Origin of the sequence: Amycolatopsis bullii, from assembly GCF_014654205.1 — a bacterium.
In the GTDB taxonomy this organism is placed as follows: Bacteria; Actinomycetota; Actinomycetes; order Mycobacteriales; family Pseudonocardiaceae; genus Amycolatopsis; species Amycolatopsis plumensis.
In genome coordinates this window covers 19,703-39,344 of sequence record NZ_BNAW01000049.1, presented here as the reverse complement: position 1 = coordinate 39,344, position 19,642 = coordinate 19,703, and the positions used below count along the sequence as shown (strand labels likewise).

General features: G+C 70.0%; 21 protein-coding genes. 7 read left to right on the top strand and 14 right to left on the bottom strand.

Translation table 11 applies throughout. From position 1 onward, the window contains the following. Positions 1 to 158: 158 nt before the first annotated feature. Complete coding sequence (locus IE317_RS36075; protein WP_191315848.1) at positions 159 to 572, top strand: VOC family protein; 414 nt, start codon at positions 159 to 161, stop codon at positions 570 to 572. A 3-nt stretch (positions 573 to 575) separates the two neighbouring features. Here the strand turns inward: IE317_RS36075 and IE317_RS36070 are convergent, their stop codons facing one another. The 4 genes from IE317_RS36070 to IE317_RS36055 form a co-directional block, all read right to left on the bottom strand. After that, the gene (locus IE317_RS36070; RefSeq protein WP_191315847.1) at positions 576 to 1,244 is read right to left on the bottom strand and encodes a DedA family protein; all 669 of its coding nucleotides are present in this window, start codon (positions 1,242 to 1,244) and stop codon (positions 576 to 578) included. Positions 1,245 to 1,375: 131 nt separating this feature from the next. Further along, a complete protein-coding gene (locus IE317_RS36065) occupies positions 1,376 to 2,197 on the bottom strand; it encodes a YceI family protein (RefSeq protein WP_191315846.1) in 822 nt (273 codons plus the stop codon). Next, complete coding sequence (locus IE317_RS36060) at positions 2,194 to 4,767, bottom strand: MFS transporter (RefSeq protein WP_191315845.1); 2,574 nt, start codon at positions 4,765 to 4,767, stop codon at positions 2,194 to 2,196. Before IE317_RS36060 ends, IE317_RS36065 begins: the two co-directional genes overlap by 4 nt. Then, positions 4,764 to 5,294 (bottom strand): MarR family winged helix-turn-helix transcriptional regulator, encoded by a 531-nt coding sequence (locus IE317_RS36055; protein WP_191315844.1) that lies wholly within the window; start codon positions 5,292 to 5,294, stop codon positions 4,764 to 4,766. The genes IE317_RS36060 and IE317_RS36055 overlap by 4 nt, the downstream gene beginning before the upstream one ends. 188 nt (positions 5,295 to 5,482) lie before the next feature. On the opposite strand from IE317_RS36055, the gene IE317_RS36050 reads away from it, so the two are divergent. Together IE317_RS36050 and IE317_RS36045 are read left to right on the top strand one after the other, a co-directional pair. Beyond that, complete coding sequence (locus IE317_RS36050) at positions 5,483 to 5,902, top strand: PPOX class F420-dependent oxidoreductase (protein ID WP_191315843.1); 420 nt, start codon at positions 5,483 to 5,485, stop codon at positions 5,900 to 5,902. Between the two features lie 73 nt (positions 5,903 to 5,975). Continuing rightward, positions 5,976 to 7,367, top strand: coding sequence for an FAD-binding oxidoreductase (locus IE317_RS36045; protein ID WP_191315842.1), 1,392 nt, complete (start codon positions 5,976 to 5,978; stop codon positions 7,365 to 7,367). Between the two features lie 55 nt (positions 7,368 to 7,422). Here the strand turns inward: IE317_RS36045 and IE317_RS36040 are convergent, their stop codons facing one another. Then, positions 7,423 to 8,154: an SDR family NAD(P)-dependent oxidoreductase gene (locus IE317_RS36040; protein ID WP_191315841.1), complete on the bottom strand. Its 732-nt coding sequence runs from the start codon at positions 8,152 to 8,154 to the stop codon at positions 7,423 to 7,425. A 148-nt stretch (positions 8,155 to 8,302) separates the two neighbouring features. Here IE317_RS36040 and IE317_RS36035 point away from each other — a divergent pair, with 148 nt between their 5' ends. Then, positions 8,303 to 8,662, top strand: a complete 360-nt coding sequence (locus IE317_RS36035) for a winged helix-turn-helix transcriptional regulator (RefSeq protein ID WP_191315840.1) — start codon at positions 8,303 to 8,305, stop codon at positions 8,660 to 8,662. A 98-nt stretch (positions 8,663 to 8,760) separates the two neighbouring features. Here the strand turns inward: IE317_RS36035 and IE317_RS36030 are convergent, their stop codons facing one another. The 4 genes from IE317_RS36030 to IE317_RS36015 all read right to left on the bottom strand — a co-directional run bounded on the left by IE317_RS36030 (position 8,761) and on the right by IE317_RS36015 (position 11,731). Next, positions 8,761 to 9,465, bottom strand: a complete 705-nt coding sequence (locus IE317_RS36030; RefSeq protein ID WP_191315839.1) for a DedA family protein — start codon at positions 9,463 to 9,465, stop codon at positions 8,761 to 8,763. 45 nt (positions 9,466 to 9,510) lie between these two features. Then, positions 9,511 to 9,891 (bottom strand): hypothetical protein, encoded by a 381-nt coding sequence (locus tag IE317_RS36025; protein WP_191315838.1) that lies wholly within the window; start codon positions 9,889 to 9,891, stop codon positions 9,511 to 9,513. Positions 9,892 to 9,915: 24 nt separating this feature from the next. Beyond that, positions 9,916 to 11,067, bottom strand: coding sequence for an N-acetylglucosamine-6-phosphate deacetylase (gene nagA, locus IE317_RS36020; protein ID WP_191315883.1), 1,152 nt, complete (start codon positions 11,065 to 11,067; stop codon positions 9,916 to 9,918). 91 nt (positions 11,068 to 11,158) lie between these two features. After that, a complete protein-coding gene (locus tag IE317_RS36015) occupies positions 11,159 to 11,731 on the bottom strand; it encodes an RNA polymerase sigma factor (protein WP_163046624.1) in 573 nt (190 codons plus the stop codon). Positions 11,732 to 11,932: 201 nt separating this feature from the next. Here IE317_RS36015 and IE317_RS36010 point away from each other — a divergent pair, with 201 nt between their 5' ends. Beyond that, on the top strand, positions 11,933 to 12,211 hold the full coding sequence (locus IE317_RS36010; RefSeq protein WP_191315837.1) for a YciI family protein: 279 nt from the start codon (positions 11,933 to 11,935) through the stop codon (positions 12,209 to 12,211). A gap of 49 nt (positions 12,212 to 12,260) precedes the next feature. Here the strand turns inward: IE317_RS36010 and IE317_RS36005 are convergent, their stop codons facing one another. The 4 genes from IE317_RS36005 to IE317_RS35990 all read right to left on the bottom strand — a co-directional run bounded on the left by IE317_RS36005 (position 12,261) and on the right by IE317_RS35990 (position 16,181). Then, positions 12,261 to 13,730, bottom strand: coding sequence for a flavin-containing monooxygenase (locus IE317_RS36005; protein ID WP_191315836.1), 1,470 nt, complete (start codon positions 13,728 to 13,730; stop codon positions 12,261 to 12,263). Positions 13,731 to 13,811: 81 nt separating this feature from the next. Beyond that, positions 13,812 to 14,285, bottom strand: coding sequence for a pyridoxamine 5'-phosphate oxidase family protein (locus IE317_RS36000; protein ID WP_191315835.1), 474 nt, complete (start codon positions 14,283 to 14,285; stop codon positions 13,812 to 13,814). A gap of 2 nt (positions 14,286 to 14,287) precedes the next feature. Beyond that, positions 14,288 to 15,199 carry an SDR family oxidoreductase gene (locus IE317_RS35995; protein WP_191315834.1) on the bottom strand — a complete coding sequence of 304 codons (912 nt, stop codon included), beginning with the start codon at positions 15,197 to 15,199 and terminating at the stop codon, positions 14,288 to 14,290. Between the two features lie 55 nt (positions 15,200 to 15,254). Next, positions 15,255 to 16,181 carry an aldo/keto reductase gene (locus tag IE317_RS35990; RefSeq protein ID WP_191315833.1) on the bottom strand — a complete coding sequence of 309 codons (927 nt, stop codon included), beginning with the start codon at positions 16,179 to 16,181 and terminating at the stop codon, positions 15,255 to 15,257. Between the two features lie 63 nt (positions 16,182 to 16,244). Here IE317_RS35990 and IE317_RS35985 point away from each other — a divergent pair, with 63 nt between their 5' ends. Next, on the top strand, positions 16,245 to 17,069 hold the full coding sequence (locus IE317_RS35985; RefSeq protein ID WP_191315832.1) for an LLM class F420-dependent oxidoreductase: 825 nt from the start codon (positions 16,245 to 16,247) through the stop codon (positions 17,067 to 17,069). 154 nt (positions 17,070 to 17,223) lie between these two features. Then, positions 17,224 to 18,255 carry a class II fructose-bisphosphate aldolase gene (fbaA, locus tag IE317_RS35980; RefSeq protein ID WP_191315831.1) on the top strand — a complete coding sequence of 344 codons (1,032 nt, stop codon included), beginning with the start codon at positions 17,224 to 17,226 and terminating at the stop codon, positions 18,253 to 18,255. A 54-nt stretch (positions 18,256 to 18,309) separates the two neighbouring features. On the opposite strand, the gene IE317_RS35975 is transcribed toward fbaA, so the two are convergent. After that, on the bottom strand, positions 18,310 to 19,491 hold the full coding sequence (locus IE317_RS35975; protein ID WP_191315830.1) for a hypothetical protein: 1,182 nt from the start codon (positions 19,489 to 19,491) through the stop codon (positions 18,310 to 18,312). Positions 19,492 to 19,642 lie beyond the last annotated feature (151 nt).

The following is a 19,642-nucleotide window of genomic DNA, read 5'->3' as shown; positions in this document are numbered from 1 at the left end:
GGCGTTCCCGGGTGACCTTCGGTCACCGGCGTCCGTCTGCTGGGACGGCCGGAGACGGCGAGATCACGATTGGCCGGGGAATTGGTCACCTCGGTTTCGGCGGTCGAACGCTGTGCAACTCTGAGGGGCCGCACCGAGAAAGGACGGCTTCGGAAGCCATGGCCAAACTCATGTCCGTGCACCACCTCGCGCTCACCGTGACCGACGTGGACCGCAGCGTGCCGTGGTACGTGCGCGTTCTCGATCTCGAAGAGGTCACCCGGCGGGAAGAGCCGGACACGGGCCTGCGCAAGGTCGTGCTGCGCTCCGCCGGGGACGAGTTCTCCGTGGTCCTGGTGCAGCACGCGGACACCGGCCGCCGCGGTTTCGACGAACGGCGCACCGGCCTCGACCACGTGGCCTTCCGGGTGCATTCGGCCGCTGAGCTGGCCGAATGGGAGAACCGGCTGCAGGAGTTCGGCGTGCACTACCAGGACGCGGCGCCGTCACGCACCTTCGAAGGCTCGCGGGTCGTCGTGTTCCGCGACCCGGACGGCATCCAGCTGGAGATCTGGGCCGACCCGGAGCTCTGAAGCTCAGGCCCGGGCGTCGTCCCGCTCGTCGACCGGGCGGCGCATCTCCTGGCGGTACCGCAGCACGCCGTACCCGGTGCCGACCACGAAGAACGCGACGCTGACCCACAGTGCCGCCGTCTTCAGCCACGGCAACGCGTCCAGCAGCCCCGCGCCGTAGTACCCGAGCAGGACCAGCGTCGGCACCCACAGCAGGCCACCCAGCGCCGTCGCCGCCATGAACCGGCGCGGGTCCATCCGGGCCGCGCCCGCGATCAGCGGGGCCAGCGTGCGGATCCACGGGATCCACCGTGCCGCCACGATCGCGAAGAAACCCCTGCGGTCCAGGAACCGCTGCGCTCGTTCGAGAGCCTGCCGGTTCAGCACCTTGCCGTCGCGCCGCGCGATGAGCTTCGTCCCGCCGGTGCGGCCGATGTAGTAGCCGATCTGGTTGCCCAGGACCGCGACGATCAGCGCGGCGCCCGACAGGAACCACGCGTTGGCGTCCGAACCGTGCTGGGCCAGCACCACGCCCGCCCCGAACAGGAGCGAGTCGCCGGGCAGGAACAGCCCGATGATGAGCGCGCACTCGACCAGCACGAAGCTCAGCACGATCACCCAGACGAGCAGCGGGCCGGCGGTGTCCAGCCAGCTCACGCCGACGCCCGCGGCCTCGATGCTCACGACGTTCACACCGCGAGGGTACGTGGCCCGGGTGAACGGCCCACGGCTAACGGTCAAATCGAGCGGTCCGGATTATTCAGGTGCTACGAACGGTGAAGGCCCCCTCACCCAGCGGTGAGGGGGCCTTCGGAAGGACCATCTCAGAACTGCGGCAGCGTTTCGCCCTGCACCGCTTCGACGTCCAGCTCGATCTTCACCGTCGTGCCGACCGCCGCGACCCCGGCCCGGACCATCGCGCTGTAGTTGATCGCGAAGTCGTTCCGGTGCAGCGTCGTCTCGGCGTGGAACGCGACGCGCACGCCGCCCCACGGGTCCGGGCCCCAGCCGCCGTAGGTCAGCTCGAGCTCGACCTCGCGGCGCTCGCCGTGCAGCGTCAGCTCGCCCAGCAGCGTCCACGAGTCCGCGCCGCGCTGGCGCAGTCCGGTGCTGGTGAACGTGATCACCGGGTGCACGTCGACGTCGAGAAAGTCCGGCGAGCGCAGGTGGTCGTCGCGCATCCGGATGCCGGTGTCGATGCTCGCCGCCTTGATCTCGGCGTGCACCGACGACCGCTCGGCCGGGCGGCCGATCTCGATGCGGCCGGAGACGTCCGGGAACCGCGCCTTGATGCTCGCGATGCCCAGGTGCCGTGCGGTCGCGACCACCGACGAGTGCATCGGGTCGATCACCCACGGCCCGGCGGGCGGCAGCTCGATCGCCTCGGCCACCGGGGCCAGCACGACGTCGCCGAGCGAGCCGCTGCCGTCCGAGGCGATCTGGGCCGTCCGCGCGACCGGGGTGTACCCGGCCGCGGTGACGACGGCCGTGTACACACCCGGCGCGAGCGCGTCGGTGACGACCTCGCCGCGGACGTTCGCCGCCTGGCGGGCGACCTGCCGCCCGGCCGGGTCGGTGACGGTGAGCACCGCGTGCTCCACCGCCCAGCCCCCGTCCGTGCGGAAGGTCGCGCGCAAGCCGGTCATGACCGGTCGACCAGCTCGTCGAGGGCCTGGTCGTAGCTCAGCCGGACGTCGTGGCCCGCCTCGCCGCCGGTCAGCTCCACCTGGCTGGTCGCCGGCGGGTAGCCGCTCGCGACCACGGTGTACGCGCCTGCGGGCAGGTCGCTGACCACGTACCGGCCTTCGCCGTCGGTCCGCGCGACCGCGGCCACGTTGCCTTCGGCGTCGAGCACGGTGATCCGCGCGTCCGGCACCACCCGGTCGCCCTCGGTCCGCGCGGTGCCGGTCAGCAGCACCGAGCTGGCGAGCTCGACGTCGTGGCGCAGCACGCCGCTGTCGGGCACGGTGAGCGTCACCGCGAAGGGCCGGTAGCCCGCGCCGCTGGCGACCAGGGTGTACGCCCCGGCGCCGACCCCGACGAAGGCGTAGGTGCCGTCCGCGGTCGTGATGAACGCGCCGTTCACCTCGCCGCGGCCGTCGGTCAGCGTCACCGTCACGTTCGGCAGCGGCTGGCCGGTCGAGGCCGCCCGCACGGTGCCGGTCAGCTCGCCGGACCCGGTGAGCGTGACGTCGACCGTGGCCGGCCCGTTGCTGATCACGACGCTGGAGGCCTGCGGCTGGTGGCCGTGGGCCGAGACGATGAGCACGTACGCGCCCGGGCCCTGGCTGGGCACGGAGTAGCTGCCGTCGGCGGCCCCGGTGGCCCGCGCGACCTGGCGGCCGCGCTGGTCGATCAGGGTCAGCGCGGCGCCCGCGACGTGGCTGCCGTCCTGGCGGCGGACGTGCCCGGTCACCGGCAGCCCGCCCGCGCCGACCGGGGTGTCCGGTTCGGTGTCGGCCAGCGAGTTCGTGATCGGCAGGGCACCCGAAACGGCCTGGTAGTCGCCGTGCCCGTTGGTGCTCAGCGCGTGCTTGCCGCCGCCCACGAGGGCGGGTTCACGGTCGATCGGGCGCACCGGCTCGACGATCTCGGTGGGCTCGTCGGCGTGGTCGTCCGCCTCGAGCAGCGCCTCGCCGCCCTCCATGGCCGCCGCGGCCGGGGCCGCGTTGGTCAGCGGGATCTCCTTCATGAACAGGAGCACCACCGTCGCCAGCAGGGCCACCCCGCCCGCGATGTAGAACACCGTGGTGATCGACTCGGTGAAGCCGATCAGCACCGGGGTCCGGATCGCCTCGGGCAGGTTCCAGATGCCGCTGGTGTTCTCGGACAGGCTGCCGATGCCCGCGCCGGCGCCGGCCGGCAGCTGCCCGCCGAACGCCTTGGTGATGTTGGGCAGCAGGGTGTTGAACAGGACGGTCAGGAAGATCGCGACACCGGCGGTACCACCGATCTGGCGGAAGAACGTCGCGGACGCGGTCGAAACGCCCATGTCGGAACGCGGGCCCGCGTTCTGCACCGCGATGATCAGCGTCTGCATGCACTGGCCGAGGCCGAGGCCGATGATGGCCGCCGCGACCAGCGGGTGCCACAGCGGCGAGTCGTACTTGACCTGGGCGAAGAAGAACGCGCCGCCGGCGATCAGGATGGTGCCGATGATCGGGAAGATCTTGTAGCGCCCGGTCTTCCCGGTGAGCCGGCCGGAGACGATCGAGCTGAACATGATGCCCGCCATCAGCGGCAGCATCAGCAGGCCGGACTCGGTCGGCGTGTAGTTCTGCACGACCTGCATGAACTGCGGGATCATCGTGATCGCGCCGAACATCGCGACACCGACGATGACACCGCCGATGATGGCCACGGTGAACGTCGAGTTCTTGAACAGCCGCAGCGGGATCAGCGCGGCGTCCTTCATCAGCCGCTCGACCAGGATGAACGCGATCACGCCGACGCCGCCGATGACGTAGCACCAGATGGCCTTCTGGTCGCCCCAGCCCCACTTCTGGCCCTGCTCGGCGACGATCAGGAACGGCACGACCGCGACGACCATCGTCAGCGCGCCCCACCAGTCGATCTTGTGCTCGTGGCGCTCGTGCGGCACGTTCAGCACGCGGGCGACGACGAACAGCGCGAGCACGCCGATCGGGACGTTGATCAGGAAGACCCAGCGCCAGCCGTCGATGCCGGCCAGGTCGTCGATGCCGGCGAAGAGGCCGCCCAGCACCGGGCCGAGCACGGTCGAGAGGCCGAACACGGCCAGGATGTAACCCTGGTACTTGGCGCGTTCACGCGGCGGCACGATGTCGCCGAGGATGGTCATGGCCAGCGACATCAGGCCGCCGGCGCCGAGGCCCTGCACCGCGCGGAACGCGGCCAGCTCGTACATCGACGTCGAGAAGGTCGACGCGGCGGACCCGGCGACGAAGATGCCGATCGCGGCCAGGTAGAACGGCTTCCGGCCGTAGATGTCGGAGAGCTTGCCGTAGATCGGCGTGACGATCGTCGAGGTGATCAGGTACGCCGTGGTCGCCCAGGCCTGCAGGTCGAAGCCGTGCAGGTCGTTGGCGATCTTGACGATCGAGGTACCCACGATCGTCTGGTCGAGCGCGGCCAGGAACATGCCGCACATCAGGCCGCTCAGGATCGTGACGATCTGGCGGTGGCTCAGCCGTGGTGGTTCCTTCGCCACGGGTTGTTCGACGGTGGTGGTGCTCATGCGTTGGCCCCCTTGGCCGGTGCACCGGCGGACGCGTGGGCGTCGGCCAGCTGTGGAGAGTGGTTCTCGATACCTGTGTTGAGCCGGCCGAAGAGGCGGTTCAGGGTCTGGATGTCCCCGTCCGTCCAGTCCCCGAGCACTTCGGCCAGCCACTGGTTGCGCAGCTTGCGGTTCTCTTCGAACACCCGCATGCCCTCGGTCGTCGCGGCGAGCAGGCAGGCCCGCCCGTCTTCCGGGTCGGCCTGGCGCTCGACCAGCCCGTGCTGCACGAGCGAGCTCGACTGCCTGCTGATCGTGGAGATCTCGGAGTGGAGCGACTCGGCCAGCTTGCTGGTGCGCTGCGGGCCCTCGTGGATGAGGGTGAAGAGGATCGCGTACGCCGCCCGCTCGATGCCGTCCGGACCCTGCTTGGAGACCTGTGACTTCGCCTTGTTGATCAGCCGGACCAGGCGCACGAGCTCGTGCCCGAGCTGGTCGGCGAGGTCCAGCTCGGCCTTGGGCCGGGTGGCGGAGTTGTTCGGTGCCATGGGTGATCCTTCACGGCGTTGGTTGGCGGCTGCAACTAGTTGCCTCAGGCAAGGATGTGCCTTCACTGGCGGTTTGTGCAAGCGGAGTACCTCGTGATGTGGCAGAACACACTTTAGTTGCCGTATGCAAGCACATTTCTCCCGGGTTGCCGCCGGAACAACGACGCCCGCGGCGGGTTGAGAACGGTATGACCGACGACACAGCGTTCAAGGACTTCCTCGCCGCCCGCCACCACGGCGTCCTTGCCACGATCCGCCGCGACGGCCGGCCGCAGCTGTCCACGATCACGTACCTGTACGACGCGGGGACGCTCATCGCCTCGATCACCGAGACCCGGGCGAAGACGAAGAACATGCGCCGCGATCCACGGGTGACGTTCCACGTGAGCAGCGAGGACGGCTGGAGCTACGTCGTCGTCGAAGGGCGCGCCTCGCTCACGGCGCCGGCCGCGGCACCCGACGACGACACGGTGGAAGCGCTGGTCGACTACTACCGCCGCGTGTCGGGCGAGCACCCGGACTGGGCCGAGTACCGCCAAGCCATGGTCACCGACCAGCGGGTGCTGCTGACCGTGCACATCGACAAGCTGCTGGGTCTGGTCCGCTGAGGCACTGGTCCGATCCGGCTGGTTTCGAAAGAAGATTTCCGCACTGCGGACTGTCCGGGCTTACGATGAGGCCATGAGCAACGAAGCTTTGGTCACCCGGCTCCGGGACCTGCTCGGCAAGAGCGCCGTGCTCACCGACTCCGACGTCACGGCGTCCTACGCGCGCGACATGATGCCGCTGGCGCCGTCGGGCACGCCGCTCGCCGTGGTGCTGCCCGCGAACACCGCCGAGGTGCAGGCGGTCGTCAAGGCCTGCGCCGAGGCCAAGGTGCCGATCGTGCCGCGCGGGGCCGGCAGCGGCCTGTCGGGTGCGGCGAACGCGATCGACGGGTGCGTCACGCTGTCGCTGACCAAGCTGAACGAGATCGTCGAGATCGACCCGGGCAACCGGCTGGCGGTCGTGCAGCCGGGCGTGGTCAACCTGGACTTCCGCAACGCCGTGGAGAAGCACGGGCTGTTCTACCCTCCGGACCCGTCGAGCTACGACTGGTGCACGATCGGCGGCAACCTGTCCACCAACGCGGGCGGCCTGTGCTGCGTGAAGTACGGCGTGACGACGGACTCGGTGCTCGGCCTGGAGGTCGTCCTGGCCGACGGATCGCTGCTGAAGACCGGCCGCCGCACGGTGAAGGGCGTCGCGGGCTACGACCTGGCCCGGCTGTTCGTGGGCAGCGAGGGCACGCTCGGGGTGATCACCCAGGCCACGGTCCAGCTCAAGCCGCTGCCCCACGCCCCGGCGACGCTCGTCGCGGGTTTCAGCACGACAGAGGCCGCGGGGGAGGCGGTGGCGCGGGTCGTCCGCGAGGGGCTGGTGCCGTCGCTGCTGGAGATCATGGACGCGTCCTCGATCAAGGCGTCCGAGGCGTACCTGAAGACGGACCTCGGCGCGGGCTCGAACTGCCAGGCGCTGCTGCTGGGCCAGTCCGACGCGGGCGGCGAGGTCGCGCGGCGGGAGCTGGCCGCGCTGGAGCAGATCTGCGTCGATTGCGGAGCCGACCTGGCGTACACGACGGAGGACCTGGAGGAGGGCCGGATGCTGCTCCATGCCCGCCGGGTGGTGCTGACGGCCCTGGAGACGTACGGGCTGTGGCTGACCGACGACGTGTGCGTGCCGCGGACGCGGATCGCCGAGCTGATCCGGGGCTGCGAGAAGATCAGTTCCGAGGTGGGGCTGCGCATCGCGGTGGTCGGCCACGCAGGCGACGGCAACATGCACCCGACGATCGTGTACCAGCCGGACGACCCGTCCGAGTTCGAGCGCGCACAGCGGGCGTTCGACGAGATCCTCGAGGTGGGGCTGTCACTGGGCGGGACGGTGACCGGGGAGCACGGGGTCGGCAAGATCAAGCGGGAGTGGCTGGCGCGCGAGATCGGGCCGGTGGGGCTGCGGGTGCACCAGCAGATCAAGCGGGCGCTGGACCCGGAGAACCTGTTCAACCCGGGCTCGATGTTCTCGATGACCTGAGGTTTCGGCTTCGCGTCGACAGGGGGTCCCCGCCCGGGGGCCCCCTGTTTTCACGTTACCGCGGGGGTACGACAGTTTCGGCCGGTCCGCGCCCGGCCGACCACTCCGCGACGAGCGCCCGGAACGCGGCCACGTCCCCGATGACCTCCTCCACGCGGTCGGGCTGCCGGTACAGCTCGTAGTACCGGTCGCCGATGGCGTCGGGGTCCGCCTCGCCGGCGCCGGGGATGACGCCCGAGGCGATCGTCACCGCGGCCGCGTGGATGCCCTCGGGGCGCAGCTCCGCGTGCAACGCGTGCGCCCAGCTGCGCAGGCCCGCCATCGCGGCTCCGACGTTGGCCAGGAACGGCGCGGGAACCGTCGACGACACGCCCGTCGTCAACAGCAGCGTGCCCCCGCCGTGGGCGCGCATGCCCCGCAGGACCTGGCCGACCGCCGTCACCGCGCCCAGTACGTGCAGCTCGAGCTGCGCTGTCATCGCTTCGGCCGTCGTCCGCGTGGCGGTGGTGATCGCTCCCGTCGGGCTGGGGCTGTACTCCAGGACGTCGATCGGCCCCCACGTCTCGCCGGCGTGCTCCAGCGCCGCGGCCAGCGCCGCGCGGTCGCGGATGTCCGCGGGAAACGCCGCCGCGCTGATCCCCAGCTCCGCCAGCTCGGCGACCAGGGCGGCCAGCCTGCTCGCCGTGCGGGCGATCAAGCCGACCCGGAACCCGCGGCGTCCGAACGCCCGTGCCACCCCCATGCCCAAGCCCGGCCCGGCACCCACCACCACCAGCGTCTTGCCCACCCCACGCCCTCCCGGTCGAAGCCGCGGCTGAAGCTCCTGGTCACGGCTGGTTACCCTTTGTCCGTAACAGGATGAACGGTCACCACGAAGGTGATCAAGACGGCACATTCCCGTCCGCTACGCACACCGAAGTAACCGGAGCCGCACGATGCCCGACGACGAAGAGGCCTGCCGGGAGGTCCGTCAGATCCTCGGGCTCATCGGCGACAAGTGGACCGTCCTGGTCATCGGGTGCCTGCGCGACCGCACCCTCCGCTTCGGCGAGCTCCACCGCGCCGTCGACGGCATCTCCCAGCGCATGCTCACCCGGACCCTGCGGCAGCTCGAACGGGACGGCCTGCTGACCCGCACCGTCCACCCCAGCGTGCCGCCGCGCGTCGAGTACACCCTCACCGAACTCGGCGCCACGCTGCTGGACTCACTGACCTACCTCGCCGACTGGGCCGCCACGCACCGGCGGCAGATCGCGGCCCACCGCCGCCACTACGACGCGAGCCTGCTCGAGTAGCGCCCGCAGGGGTCCCCGCCCGGGGGCCCCCTGTTTTCACGTTACCGCGGGGGTACGACAGTTTTCGGCCGCCCGCGCGTGCGGGCGGCCGGAAGAGCTCAGTCCTTGATGCGCGGGATCCGCTGCGTGACCTCGGGGTCCGCCTCGGCGAGCGCCGTCTTCTTCTCGCGGCGGGCCTTGAGGTACTCGAGCCCGATCGGCACCACCGACACCAGCACGATCAGCACGAAGATCGCGTCGACGTTGTCGCGGATGAAGCTGATGTTGCCGAGCAGCGAACCCAGGATCGTGATGCCCGCAGCCCACAGGATGCCGCCGAGGACCGTGTACGTGAAGTAGCGCTTCGGGTCCATGCGGCCGATGCCCGCGATCCACGTGATGAACGTGCGGACGAACGGGACGAACCGGGCCAGGACGACCGCCTTCGGGCCGTGCTTCTCCAGGAATTCGTGCGTCTTGTCGACGTACTCCCTCTTGAAGAACTTCGAGTCCGGGCGGTTGAACAGCTTCGGCCCGACGAAGTAGCCGATGTAGTACCCGACCACGTTGCCGAGCAGGGCCGCCGCCGTCACCAGGACGCAGACCAGCCACAACGGGGCGTCCAGCGTTCCGTTCGCGATGAACAGGCCCGCGGTGAACAGCAGCGAATCGCCCGGCAGGACCGGGAAAACGCTGCTCTCGATGAAGATGATCAGGCACAGCACCGCGATGACCGGGGTCGTCAGGCCGCTCAGCAGGTGCTGCGGGTCGAGCCATGACGGCAGCAGCGACATCGTGTTGACCGTGCTCTGGGCGAGAATCACCCCAAAAACGGTACAGGGTCACCCTGAGTCGTGACTGAGACCCGGTCAGACCAGGGTCAGCAGCCCGACCACGGACCCCGCGGCGAGGCCCAGCAGCACCGCCAGCATCAAGATCCAGTACGCGGGCAGCTGGGCGGAGGTCCGCACCGGGGCCGGCTCCGGTGGACGCGGGGCGAACGTCGTCGGGGCCTCCGCGTCCAGGGCCGCGCGCTCGCGCTCCAGTGAGTCCGCGCTCGCGCCCGACAGCAGCCCGTACGCCGACGGCAGCTCGTTGATCGCGCTGGTCGGGACCGCGTCCGTGGCCGGTTCCGCAGCCGGGACCGCGGGCGAAGACCCCGTGGAAGACGGCGATACCTGCGGTGCGAAGACGGCTTGCGCGCGAAGGGCGTCCGCCAGCAGCTGCTCGGGGTCCTTCGGCTCGCTCATCTCCGCCCGTTCGCTCGCAGAAACCTAGGTACTCAAGGTAGCCGTTCCCACCTCGGCGACCCATTCTCCCCGGCGCAGCACCTTCGCCGGTCGCAGGTCCTCGTCGAGGACCACGATGTCGGCCTGGTAACCGGAGCACAGCATCCCGGTGCGGTCGGCGATGCCGAGCAGCTCCGCCGGCCGCTGCGACGTCGCGTGCACCGCGTCGAGGATGCCGAGTTTCGCACCCCGGACCAGATTGCGGAAGGCGGTGTCCATCGTCAGGGTGCTGCCGGCCAGCGAGCCGTTGTCCGCCAGGGTGGCGACGCCGTCGTGGACGTCGACTTCGAGGCGGCCCAGCGTGTAGCGGCCGTCCGCGGCGTCCGTGGCCGACATCGCGTCGGTGATCAGGACCGTCCGGTTGCGGCCCGCGTGCTTCGCCGCCAGGCGGACCACCGTGGGGTGCAGGTGGACCAGGTCGCAGATGAGCTCGATCGTGATGCGCTCGTCGTCCAGCAGCGCGCCGACCGGGCCGGGCTCGCGGTGGTGCAGCGGCCGCATGCCGTTGAACAGGTGGGTCGCCACCGTCGCGCCCGCGTCGATCGCCGGCAGCAGCTGCTCCTCGACGCCGTCGGTGTGCCCGATGGCCGCGATGACGCCGGACTCGGCCAGCTGGCGGACGGCCTTCACCCCGCCGTGCAGCTCGGGGGCGATGGTGACCATCCGGATCGCGCCCTGGCCCGCGCGCAGGAGCTTCTCGACCGTGCCGGTGTCCGGTTCGAGCAGCGTCTCCGGGTCGTGCGCGCCGCAGCGGGCCTTGGAGATGAACGGTCCCTCCAGGTGGATGCCCGCGACCTCGCCGTCCTGGACGAGCTCACGCAGGGCCGCGACCTGCTCACGCAGGATGTCCACCGGGTCCGAAACCAGGCTGGCCAGCATGGTCGTGGTGCCGTGACGGCGGTGCGCCCGCACCGCCGTCACGAGTTCGTCGGGATCGAGGGAGGTGAACGAAGCACCTCCCCCGCCGTGGCAGTGGGTGTCGACGAAACCGGGCACGACCAGTGCCCCGCCGACGTCCACGTGCTCGCCGGACGGCGGGGTCCCGGAACCCACGCCGGCGATCCGCCCGTCGGAGACGGCTACCCAGCCGTCGTCGAGTACACGGTCCGGGGCGGCGACCCGGCCGCCCATGATCACGAAATCTCCGGCGCCTCTCACGCACCCCAGCATATATTGGTCTGGACCAAGCATGGTGATACGACTCAGTGATCGGAATGGTCCACCCGGGTCACTGTGGGGCTTGCATGGCCTTCTGGAGTGCCTCGAGCGCCCGGCTGGCGGTCGATTTAACGGTACCCTTGGAGATACCTGCGGCCTCAGAGATCTCGGCCTCGCTCAGCCCGCCGTAGTACCGCAGCACGAGCACTTCGCGCTGGCGGGGCGGCAGCTTCGACAGCGCGCTGACCACGGCCTGGTGCTCGCTGGAGAGCATCGCGAGGCTCTCGGCGGAGCGCGCGTTCACCGCGTGCGGCGGCACGTACTCACGCGCGGTCTTGCGGCGGCGCAGCACGCTGCGCGACCCGTTGACCACCGCGGTGCGCAGGTAGCCGACCGCGGCCGCGGCGTCCCGGAGCCTGCCCCAGTTGCGGTGCAGCCCGGTGAAGGCCTCCTGGACCACGTCTTCCGCCGTCGCGGGCTCGTCGACCAGCAGAATCGCCAGCCGGACCAGCCGCATGCGGTGCTGGCGGTAGAGGTCTTCGAGGGTCAGTGGCGCGGCGGTCTGCGCCGGGGCCGGACCGTCCATGACCCGCAGGTGGCCGAGGGTCGCCTCGACACTGCGTTCCGCATTGCCCTCGAGCATGAACCCCTGCCTGTTCTCGACCCCGGTTTGCACGGTGTGCCGCGTCAGCAGGTTCACGGTATTCACAGCGCTCACACAGGTACTGACGCGTGCCCAGCCTATCGGGTTCGGATGCCGGTGCCACAGATCGGCTGCTGGTACAGAACTGTGACACGGGTAGCGTCGGCAGGGTCAGCCCGCGCCCGACCTCCGGAGATCCACATGGCCTGGTTCCTCGTCGAAATCACCTACGTCCAGGAAAAGATGCCGGACGTCCGGCCGCGCCATCGCGAGTTCCTGACCAAGCTGGCCGAAGAGGGCCGCGTCGCGGTCGCCGGGCCGCTCGGCGACGGGACCGGCGGCGTCACGCTGTACCAAGCCGACGACGAGGCGCACCTGAAGGAGACGATCGACCGGGACCCGTACTTCCTGGAGGGCGTCATCGCGCAGCGGACCGTCCGGGAGTTCAAGCCGGTGATCGGCGCCTGGCTGCCGTCCTAGGCTTCGCGCCCGACGTTTCGCCTGGTGGCGAAACGTCGGGCTCCGCGGATCAGGAGCGGCCGGACAGCTCGTAGTCGGCCGGGTCGACCTTGCGCGTCTCCAGCCAGTAGCGCCAGGTGAAGCCCGGCCAGATCGTCCGGTTCACGCCCTGGGCGTCGAGGTACCAGCTCTTGCAGCCGCCCTGCGTCCAGACGCCCTTGACCAGCTTGTCCTGGATCTCCCGCTGGAACTCGTCCTGCACGCCCGGCCGGACGTCCAGCGCCGCGGCGCCGCGCGAGTCGGCGAGCTTGATGGCGTCGACGACGTACCGCGCCTGCGACTCGATCATGAACACCACGGAGTTGTGGCCGAGCGCGGTGTTCGGGCCGAGCAGGAAGAACAGGTTCGGGTAGCCGGAGACGGTGATGCCCTTGTGGGTCCGCATGCCCTCGGTCGCCCACTCCTTGGCCAGGTTGCGGCCGTCGACGCCGGTGATGTCGAGGTACTCCAGCGCGTCGGTGACCTTGAAACCGGTGCCGTAGACGATGGCGTCGACCTCGTGCTCGACGCCCGCGGAGTCGACGATCGAGTGCGCCTTGACCTCCTTGATGCCGTCGGTGACGACGTCGACGTTCGGCCGGGCCAGCGCCGGGTAGTAGTCGTTGGAGATCAGGACGCGCTTGCAGCCCATCGTGTAGTCCGGCGTGACCTTTTTGCGCAGCGCGGGGTCCTTGATGCCCTTCGCGATGTTCCGCTTCGCGATCAGCTCGCCGGCCTTCATGATCGCCGGGTGGCCGTTGAAGCCGATGGCGCGGGCTTCGAGCAGCCAGTACAGCGCGTTGCGGTAGAGGCGCTGGGTACCCGGGACGCGCTTGAACAGCGTCCGCGCCCACGACGGCATCGCGTGGTCGGGCTTGGGCATGATCCACGGCGGCGTCCGCTGGAACAGCGTCAACGCGGCGACGTCCGGGGCGATCTTCGGGACGAACTGGACGGCGCTGGCCCCGGTGCCCACGACAGCAACACGCTTGCCGCGCAGGTCGTACTCGTGGTTCCAGCGCGCGGAGTGCCAGGTCTGCCCCTGGAAGTTCGCGATGCCGGGCAGCTCGGGGACCTGCGGGATGTGCAGGCCGCCGACACCGGAGACGAGGAACTGCGCGACGAACTCGCGGCCGTCCCTGGTCGTCGCCGTCCAGCGGCGCTCCCGCTCGTCCCAGTGGGCGCCGGTGAGCTCGACGCCGAAGCGGATCTTCTCGCGCAGCCGGTACTTGTCCGCGACCCGCTTGAGGTAGTCGAAGATCTCCGGCTGCGGCGAGAACGACCGCGACCAGCCCGGGTTCTGCTCGTACGAGAACGAGTACATGTGCGACTGCACGTCGCACGCGCACCCGGGGTAGGAGTTGTCGCGCCAGGTGCCGCCCACCTCGGTGGCCTTCTCCAGGATCACGTAGTCCCGGATGCCGGCCTTCTCGAGCTGGATCGCCTGGCCGAGCCCGGAGAACCCGGTGCCCACGATCACGACCTTGAACCGCTCGGTCATCTGTCGGCCTCCGCTGCGTCGGGGATCCTGCCCAGATGACGTTACCTCAAGTAACAGTTACTTGGAAGTACTGCCTACCGATCAGTACGTCCCGCCGAGCTTGCCGTGGTCCCAGCTGGCGACCTTGGTCGGCCGGAAGATCAGCCCGATGCGTTTCGCGGCCTGACCTGCGATGAAGGCCTGCAGTTCGGCCGGTGCCGGGTCGCCCGGCTTGGCGCCGGAGTACCGCTGCATCAGCGCGGTGCCCATCCGGGTGACCTCGGCGGTGTCCTCGACGATCTCGACGTCGGCCTCGAACGAGACGCCGCGGAGCTTCTCGTAGCTGTCGCCGTCCTCGACCAGCACGGTCGCCTCCGGCAGCCGCCGGAAGTTCTTGGCCTTCTGCGACGTTCCGTACGTCCAGGTCGCGACGCCGTCTTCGTGCGGGAAGTACCAGAGCGGCGCGAGGTGCGGGCGGCCGTTCGGGCCGACGCTGGCGACGTTGATGACCTTCTGCTCCGCGAGGTACGCGCGGACTTCGTCGTCGGTCATCCTGATCTGGTCGCGACGGGACATGGTCACCCCTTGGTGGCGGCTCGGCCGCCGTGGCCGGTGACCGCCGACTCGAACGCGCCGCGGGCCTCGATGTCGGCCAGCGCGGCCTTGTCCGCCGACGGTACCCGGCTGCGGGAGCCGATCTCGATCACCGGCGGCAGGAAGGCGCGCAGCAGCTTGAGCCCGCCGACCCAGCGCGGCACGTGGATGGTCCGGGCGCGCTTGAGGATGCCCGCCTCGAGGTCGTCCAGGGCCACGTCCAGCGGGTACGTCTTGCCGATCAGGCCGGGCATCGACGCGCGGAGCTTGCCGAACACCGGGTGCGCGTCCGCGCTCTCGACCAGGTCGGTGCGGATCCATGTCGGGTGCGCGACTCCGACCTTCACGCCCAAGTGGGCGACCTCGGCGCGGAGGCTGTTCGAGAACGCTTCGACGCCGGCCTTCGCGGCGGCGTAGTTGGCCATGCCCGGGGCGTGCGTGATCGCGGCGAGGCTGGAGATCGCCAGCAGGTAGCCCTTGCGCTCGATGACGTGCGGGAGCGTGACGCGGAAGGTCCGCCAGACGCCGAGCAGGTCGACCTCGATGACCTTTTCGAACGCGGCCCGGTCGACCGAGCGGACGAAGCCCGCGGTCGCGATGCCGGCGTTCGCGATGACGATGTCGATCCCGCCGAAGTGCTCGACGACGCCGTTGGTCGCCTGCTCGAGGGCGTCCCAGCTGGTGACGTCGGCTTCCCAGGCGTGCGCGTGGGGCCCGATCCGGTCGGCGACCTTCTGCTGCTCCTCGGCTTCGAGCCCGACGAGCGCGACCTTGGCGCCGCGGGCGGCGAGCCGCTCGGCCAGCCCGGCGCCGATGCCGCGGGCCGCGCCGGTGATCAGCACGACCTTGCCGTCGACCTTCTTGGTGCCGCTCAGCAGCGAAAACGGGTTGGCCACGGTGCCCTCCTAGACGTTCCTTGAGGGCACCGTACCCCAACTTACCCGCGGTAAGCTACCCGACAGTAAGGGGACTTTCACGGGAAAGTACCCCTAGTTCGCCGGGGGTCAGGTCGAGGGAGACCGACGCGATCAGGTCGGTGAGCTGCTCGGGGGTCCGGGCGCTGGCGATCGGGGCGGCGACCGTCGGCTGCTGCCGCAGCCACGCGAGCGACACCGTGGCGACCGAGACCCCGTGCGCCCGCGCGACTTCGTCCAAGGCGGCGAGGACGCGTTCGCCGTGGCCGTCCAAATAGGACACGGCCCGGGCGGCGCGCGGGCTGTCGCCGGGCTCGTCCTTCGTGCGGTACTTGCCGGTGAGGAAACCCTTGGCGAGGGCGAAGTACGGCAACGTCGCGAGGCCTTCCCGCTCGACGAGCGGCGCGAGGTCGTGCTCGTAGTCCCGCTCGACGAGGTTGTAGTGCGGCTGCAGCATGGCGTACCGCGCGAAGCCGTTCTGGTCCGAAATGGACAGTGCTTCGGCGAGCCGTCCGGCGGTGTAGTTGGACGCCCCCAGGTAGCGGACCTTGCCTGCGCGGACCAGGGCGTCGAACGCGGCCAGCGTCTCTTCGAGCGGGGTGTCCGGGTCGTCGCGGTGGGCGTAGTAGAGGTCGATGTGGTCGGTTTGCAGACGCCGCAGCGAGTCCTCCGCCGCGGCCTGGATGTTCTTCGCGGACAGACCCGGCCGTCCGTCCCACAACCCGACCTTGGTCGCCACGACGACGTCGTCCCGCCGGCCCCGCGCGGCCAGCCAGCGGCCGATGATCGTTTCGGAGCCGCCCCCGCCGCCGTAGAGATCGGCGCTGTCCAGGAAGTTGCCGCCGGCCGCGGTGTAGGCGTCCAGGACGGCGAAGGACTGCGGCTCGTCGGCCGTCCAGCCGAAGACGTTGCAGCCGAGGTTGAGGCCGTACACGTCGAGGTCGGTGTTGCCCAGCTTGGTCATACCATCGACGGTAGTTCGCCGGAGCCGGGAGGAAAATCGCCGTCTCGTGCGTTGGAGTGTTCCATGGCTATCGAACTGGGCAAGCTGGGCATCTGGCGGTACCACGCGAACGTGGACGCGGCGTTCGCGGCGGAGGCGGAGAAGGCGGGCTACGGCGCGATCTGGCTGGGCGGCTCACCCGGCGCGGGCGACCTCGCGTCCGTGGACGACATCCTCGCGGCGACGGACTCGCTGGTCATCGCGACCGGCATCGTGAACATCTGGCAGGACGAGCCCGCGGACATCGCCCGGGTCTACGAGCGGCTCGCGGGCAAGTACCCGGACCGTTTCCTGCTCGGCGTCGGCGCGGGCCACCGCGAAGCGACGAAGGAGTACAAGAAACCGTACGCGGCTCTCGTCGACTACCTCGACGGCCTGGACGCGGCGGGCGTCCCGGTCGCGGGCCGGGCGCTGGCGGCGCTGGGCCCCAAGGTGGTGGCGCTGTCGGGCGAGCGCACCGCCGGGGCGCACCCGTACCTGACGACGCCGGAGCACACCCGCAGCACGCGCGAAATCCTCGGCTCGGGCAAGCTGCTGGCGCCGGAGCACAAGGTGGTCCTGTCGACCGACGCCGCCGAGGCCCGGGCGATCGGGCGGCAGACGGTGAAGTACTACCTGGGGCTGTCCAACTACGTCGCCAACCTGCGGAAACTGGGGTTCACGGACGCCGACCTGGAGGGTGAGGGCAGCGACCGCCTGGTCGACGCACTGGCCCTGCACGGCGACGCGGCGACGATCGCCCGCGGGCTGTCGGCCCACCTCGAGGCGGGGGCGGACCAGGTGGTCGTCCAGGTGCTCAACGAAGACCCGTGGCCGGCCTACCGCGCGCTGGCCTCCGAACTGCTGTGATCCTCGTCCGGCCGCCGGTGCGCCCGGCGGCCGGACACACCTCCTTCTGAACCGATTCGACGTGCGGGAAGATTTCTGCGCGGGGACCGGTGTGCAGCGACGGCCGACCTCGTACGATGCGGTCGGGACCACCCTGTGCCAAGGAGGAGTAACGATGCCCATCGCCACCCCCGAGGTCTACGCGGAGATGCTCGACCGGGCCAAGGCGAACGAGTTCGCCTACCCGGCCATCAACGTGACCTCGTCCGAGACCGTGAACGCCGCCATCCGCGGCTTCGCCGAGGCGGAGAGCGACGGCATCATCCAGTTCTCCACCGGCGGTGCGGAGTTCGCGTCCGGCCAGAAGGTCAAGGACATGGTGACCGGCGCGACCGCGCTGGCGGAGTTCGCCCAGGTCGTGGCGGCGAAGTACGACGTCAACGTCGCGCTGCACACCGACCACTGCCCGAAGGACAAGCTGGACGGCTTCGTCCGGCCGCTGATCGAGATCTCGGCCGAGCGCGTGAAGAACGGCCAGAACCCGCTGTTCCAGTCCCACATGTGGGACGGCTCGGCGATCGACCTCGACGAGAACCTCGAGATCGCCGCGGATCTGCTCGCCAAGACGGCGGCCGCGAAGATCATCCTCGAGGTCGAGATCGGCGTCGTCGGCGGCGAGGAAGACGGCGTCGAGGCGGAGATCAACGAGAAGCTGTACACCGCCGAAGGCGACTTCCTGAAGACGATCGACGCGCTGGGCGCCGGCGAGAAGGGCCGCTACCTGCTGGCGGCGACGTTCGGCAACGTCCACGGCGTGTACAAGCCGGGCAACGTGAAGCTGCGCCCGGACGTGCTGAAGGGCGGCCAGGAGGCGGCGGCGAAGAAGCTCGGCCTGGACAGCGGCGCGAAGCCGTTCGAGCTGGTCTTCCACGGCGGCTCGGGTTCGCTCCCGGAGGAGATCCGCGAGGCGGTGTCCTACGGCGTGGTGAAGATGAACGTCGACACGGACACGCAGTACGCCTTCACGCGCCCGATCGTGGACCACTTCTTCAAGAACTACGACGGCGTCCTGAAGATCGACGGCGAGGTCGGCAACAAGAAGGTCTACGACCCGCGCTCGTACCTGAAGGCCGCGGAGGCCGGGATGGCGGCTCGCGTTGTCGAGGCCTGCCAGGCACTGGGCTCGGCGGGCACGAAGCTCAAGTAATCACGCGCGAAGGGGGGGGCACTTTCACGTGAAAGTGCCCCCCCTTCGTCGTGTTCAGGCCGTTTCGGGCACCGGTCGCCGGGTGGCCCACCACCGGGCCGCCGGACCGGCCGCCGCCCACAGGACGAACACGCCGGCCAGCACCACCAGGGCCGTCCAGTACGCCGCCGGCGGCGCCGACTCCGTGTGCGCGTCACCCAGCACCCACGGCCGGAACTGCGACTGCAGCCAGAACGCCCCGTAGCCGAACGCCGTCACCAGCAGCGCTCCGGCGGCCGCGCGCACGGCGCCGTTGCCCATCACGAACGCCAGGTCGACCGCCAGCCCCACGAAGAGCAGGTAGAACGGCACCGTCGACACCGGGAAACCCAGCCCGAGCAGCAGGGGCCACATCACCGACCGGTAGGCGACGTACGCCAGAGCCACCGAAGAAGCCGCCCAGCGGAACCCCAGCGTCCGGCGCGCCAGGACCAGGATCAACGCCATCACGCCGATGCCCCACAGCGGGTACACCCACTCCGGGATGGGCATCGTGAAGTGCAGCACAGCCGTCCGGTCGACCGGGTGCCCGATCTGGTTGGCCGCGAAGTCCAGCAGCGACTTCTCGGCCTCCGGCTCCCCGCTCTCCCAGGCGCGCAGGCCGAGGATGCCGTACTCCTGCTGGCCGTTCGGGAAGAACGTGTTCTCCAGGAAGAACGCCCACAGCCCGAGCAGCACGCCGGTGCGGAAGCGGCCCGGCGGCGCGAGCCGCAGCCAGCCCAGCAGGACGCCGGCCTGCATGATGCCCGTGCCCAGGTAGAGCATCATGTGCGACGGGCTCCACGCGGTCAGGTCGAGGCCGTTGACGCGGTGGTTGATGACGTCGAGGGGCGCCGCGACCAGGAACGTCAGCAGGCCGATCTGCATCAGCCGCAGCGACGTCTTGTCGGCGCCGAGGCCCGTGTAGCTGTGGATGGCCACCAGCACCACGATGATCACCGTGCCGACGGTGTTGATCAGGTGCGGCGGCGCCAGGTCGTCGCGCAGCCACCTGAAGTGCCACGACATGTCCCACGACGAGCCGATCAGCTTGAACGCGAACGCCGCCAGCCACATCCCGTAGCAGAACCGGAGCACCCAGTCCGGGGTCGGCTGCCCGGGGGCGCCGCGGTGCCAGTGCCGCGTGAAGAACAGCCGCGTCTTCGCGACGGGACTGCGCGGGATCACGTCCACCGGGACGTCGACTGCCTTGGCCATGCCGGACATCATGGCCGGTCATGGTCACGAGTGGGCCAAGACCGTGGCAAACGACGCGAAAATCCGGGTTCACCCGTAGGGGTCACGAACTTGCTTCAGCCGCGTCGGGCTTGGCATGGTGTCGCGCCATGATGCCGAAACGAGTTGTCGC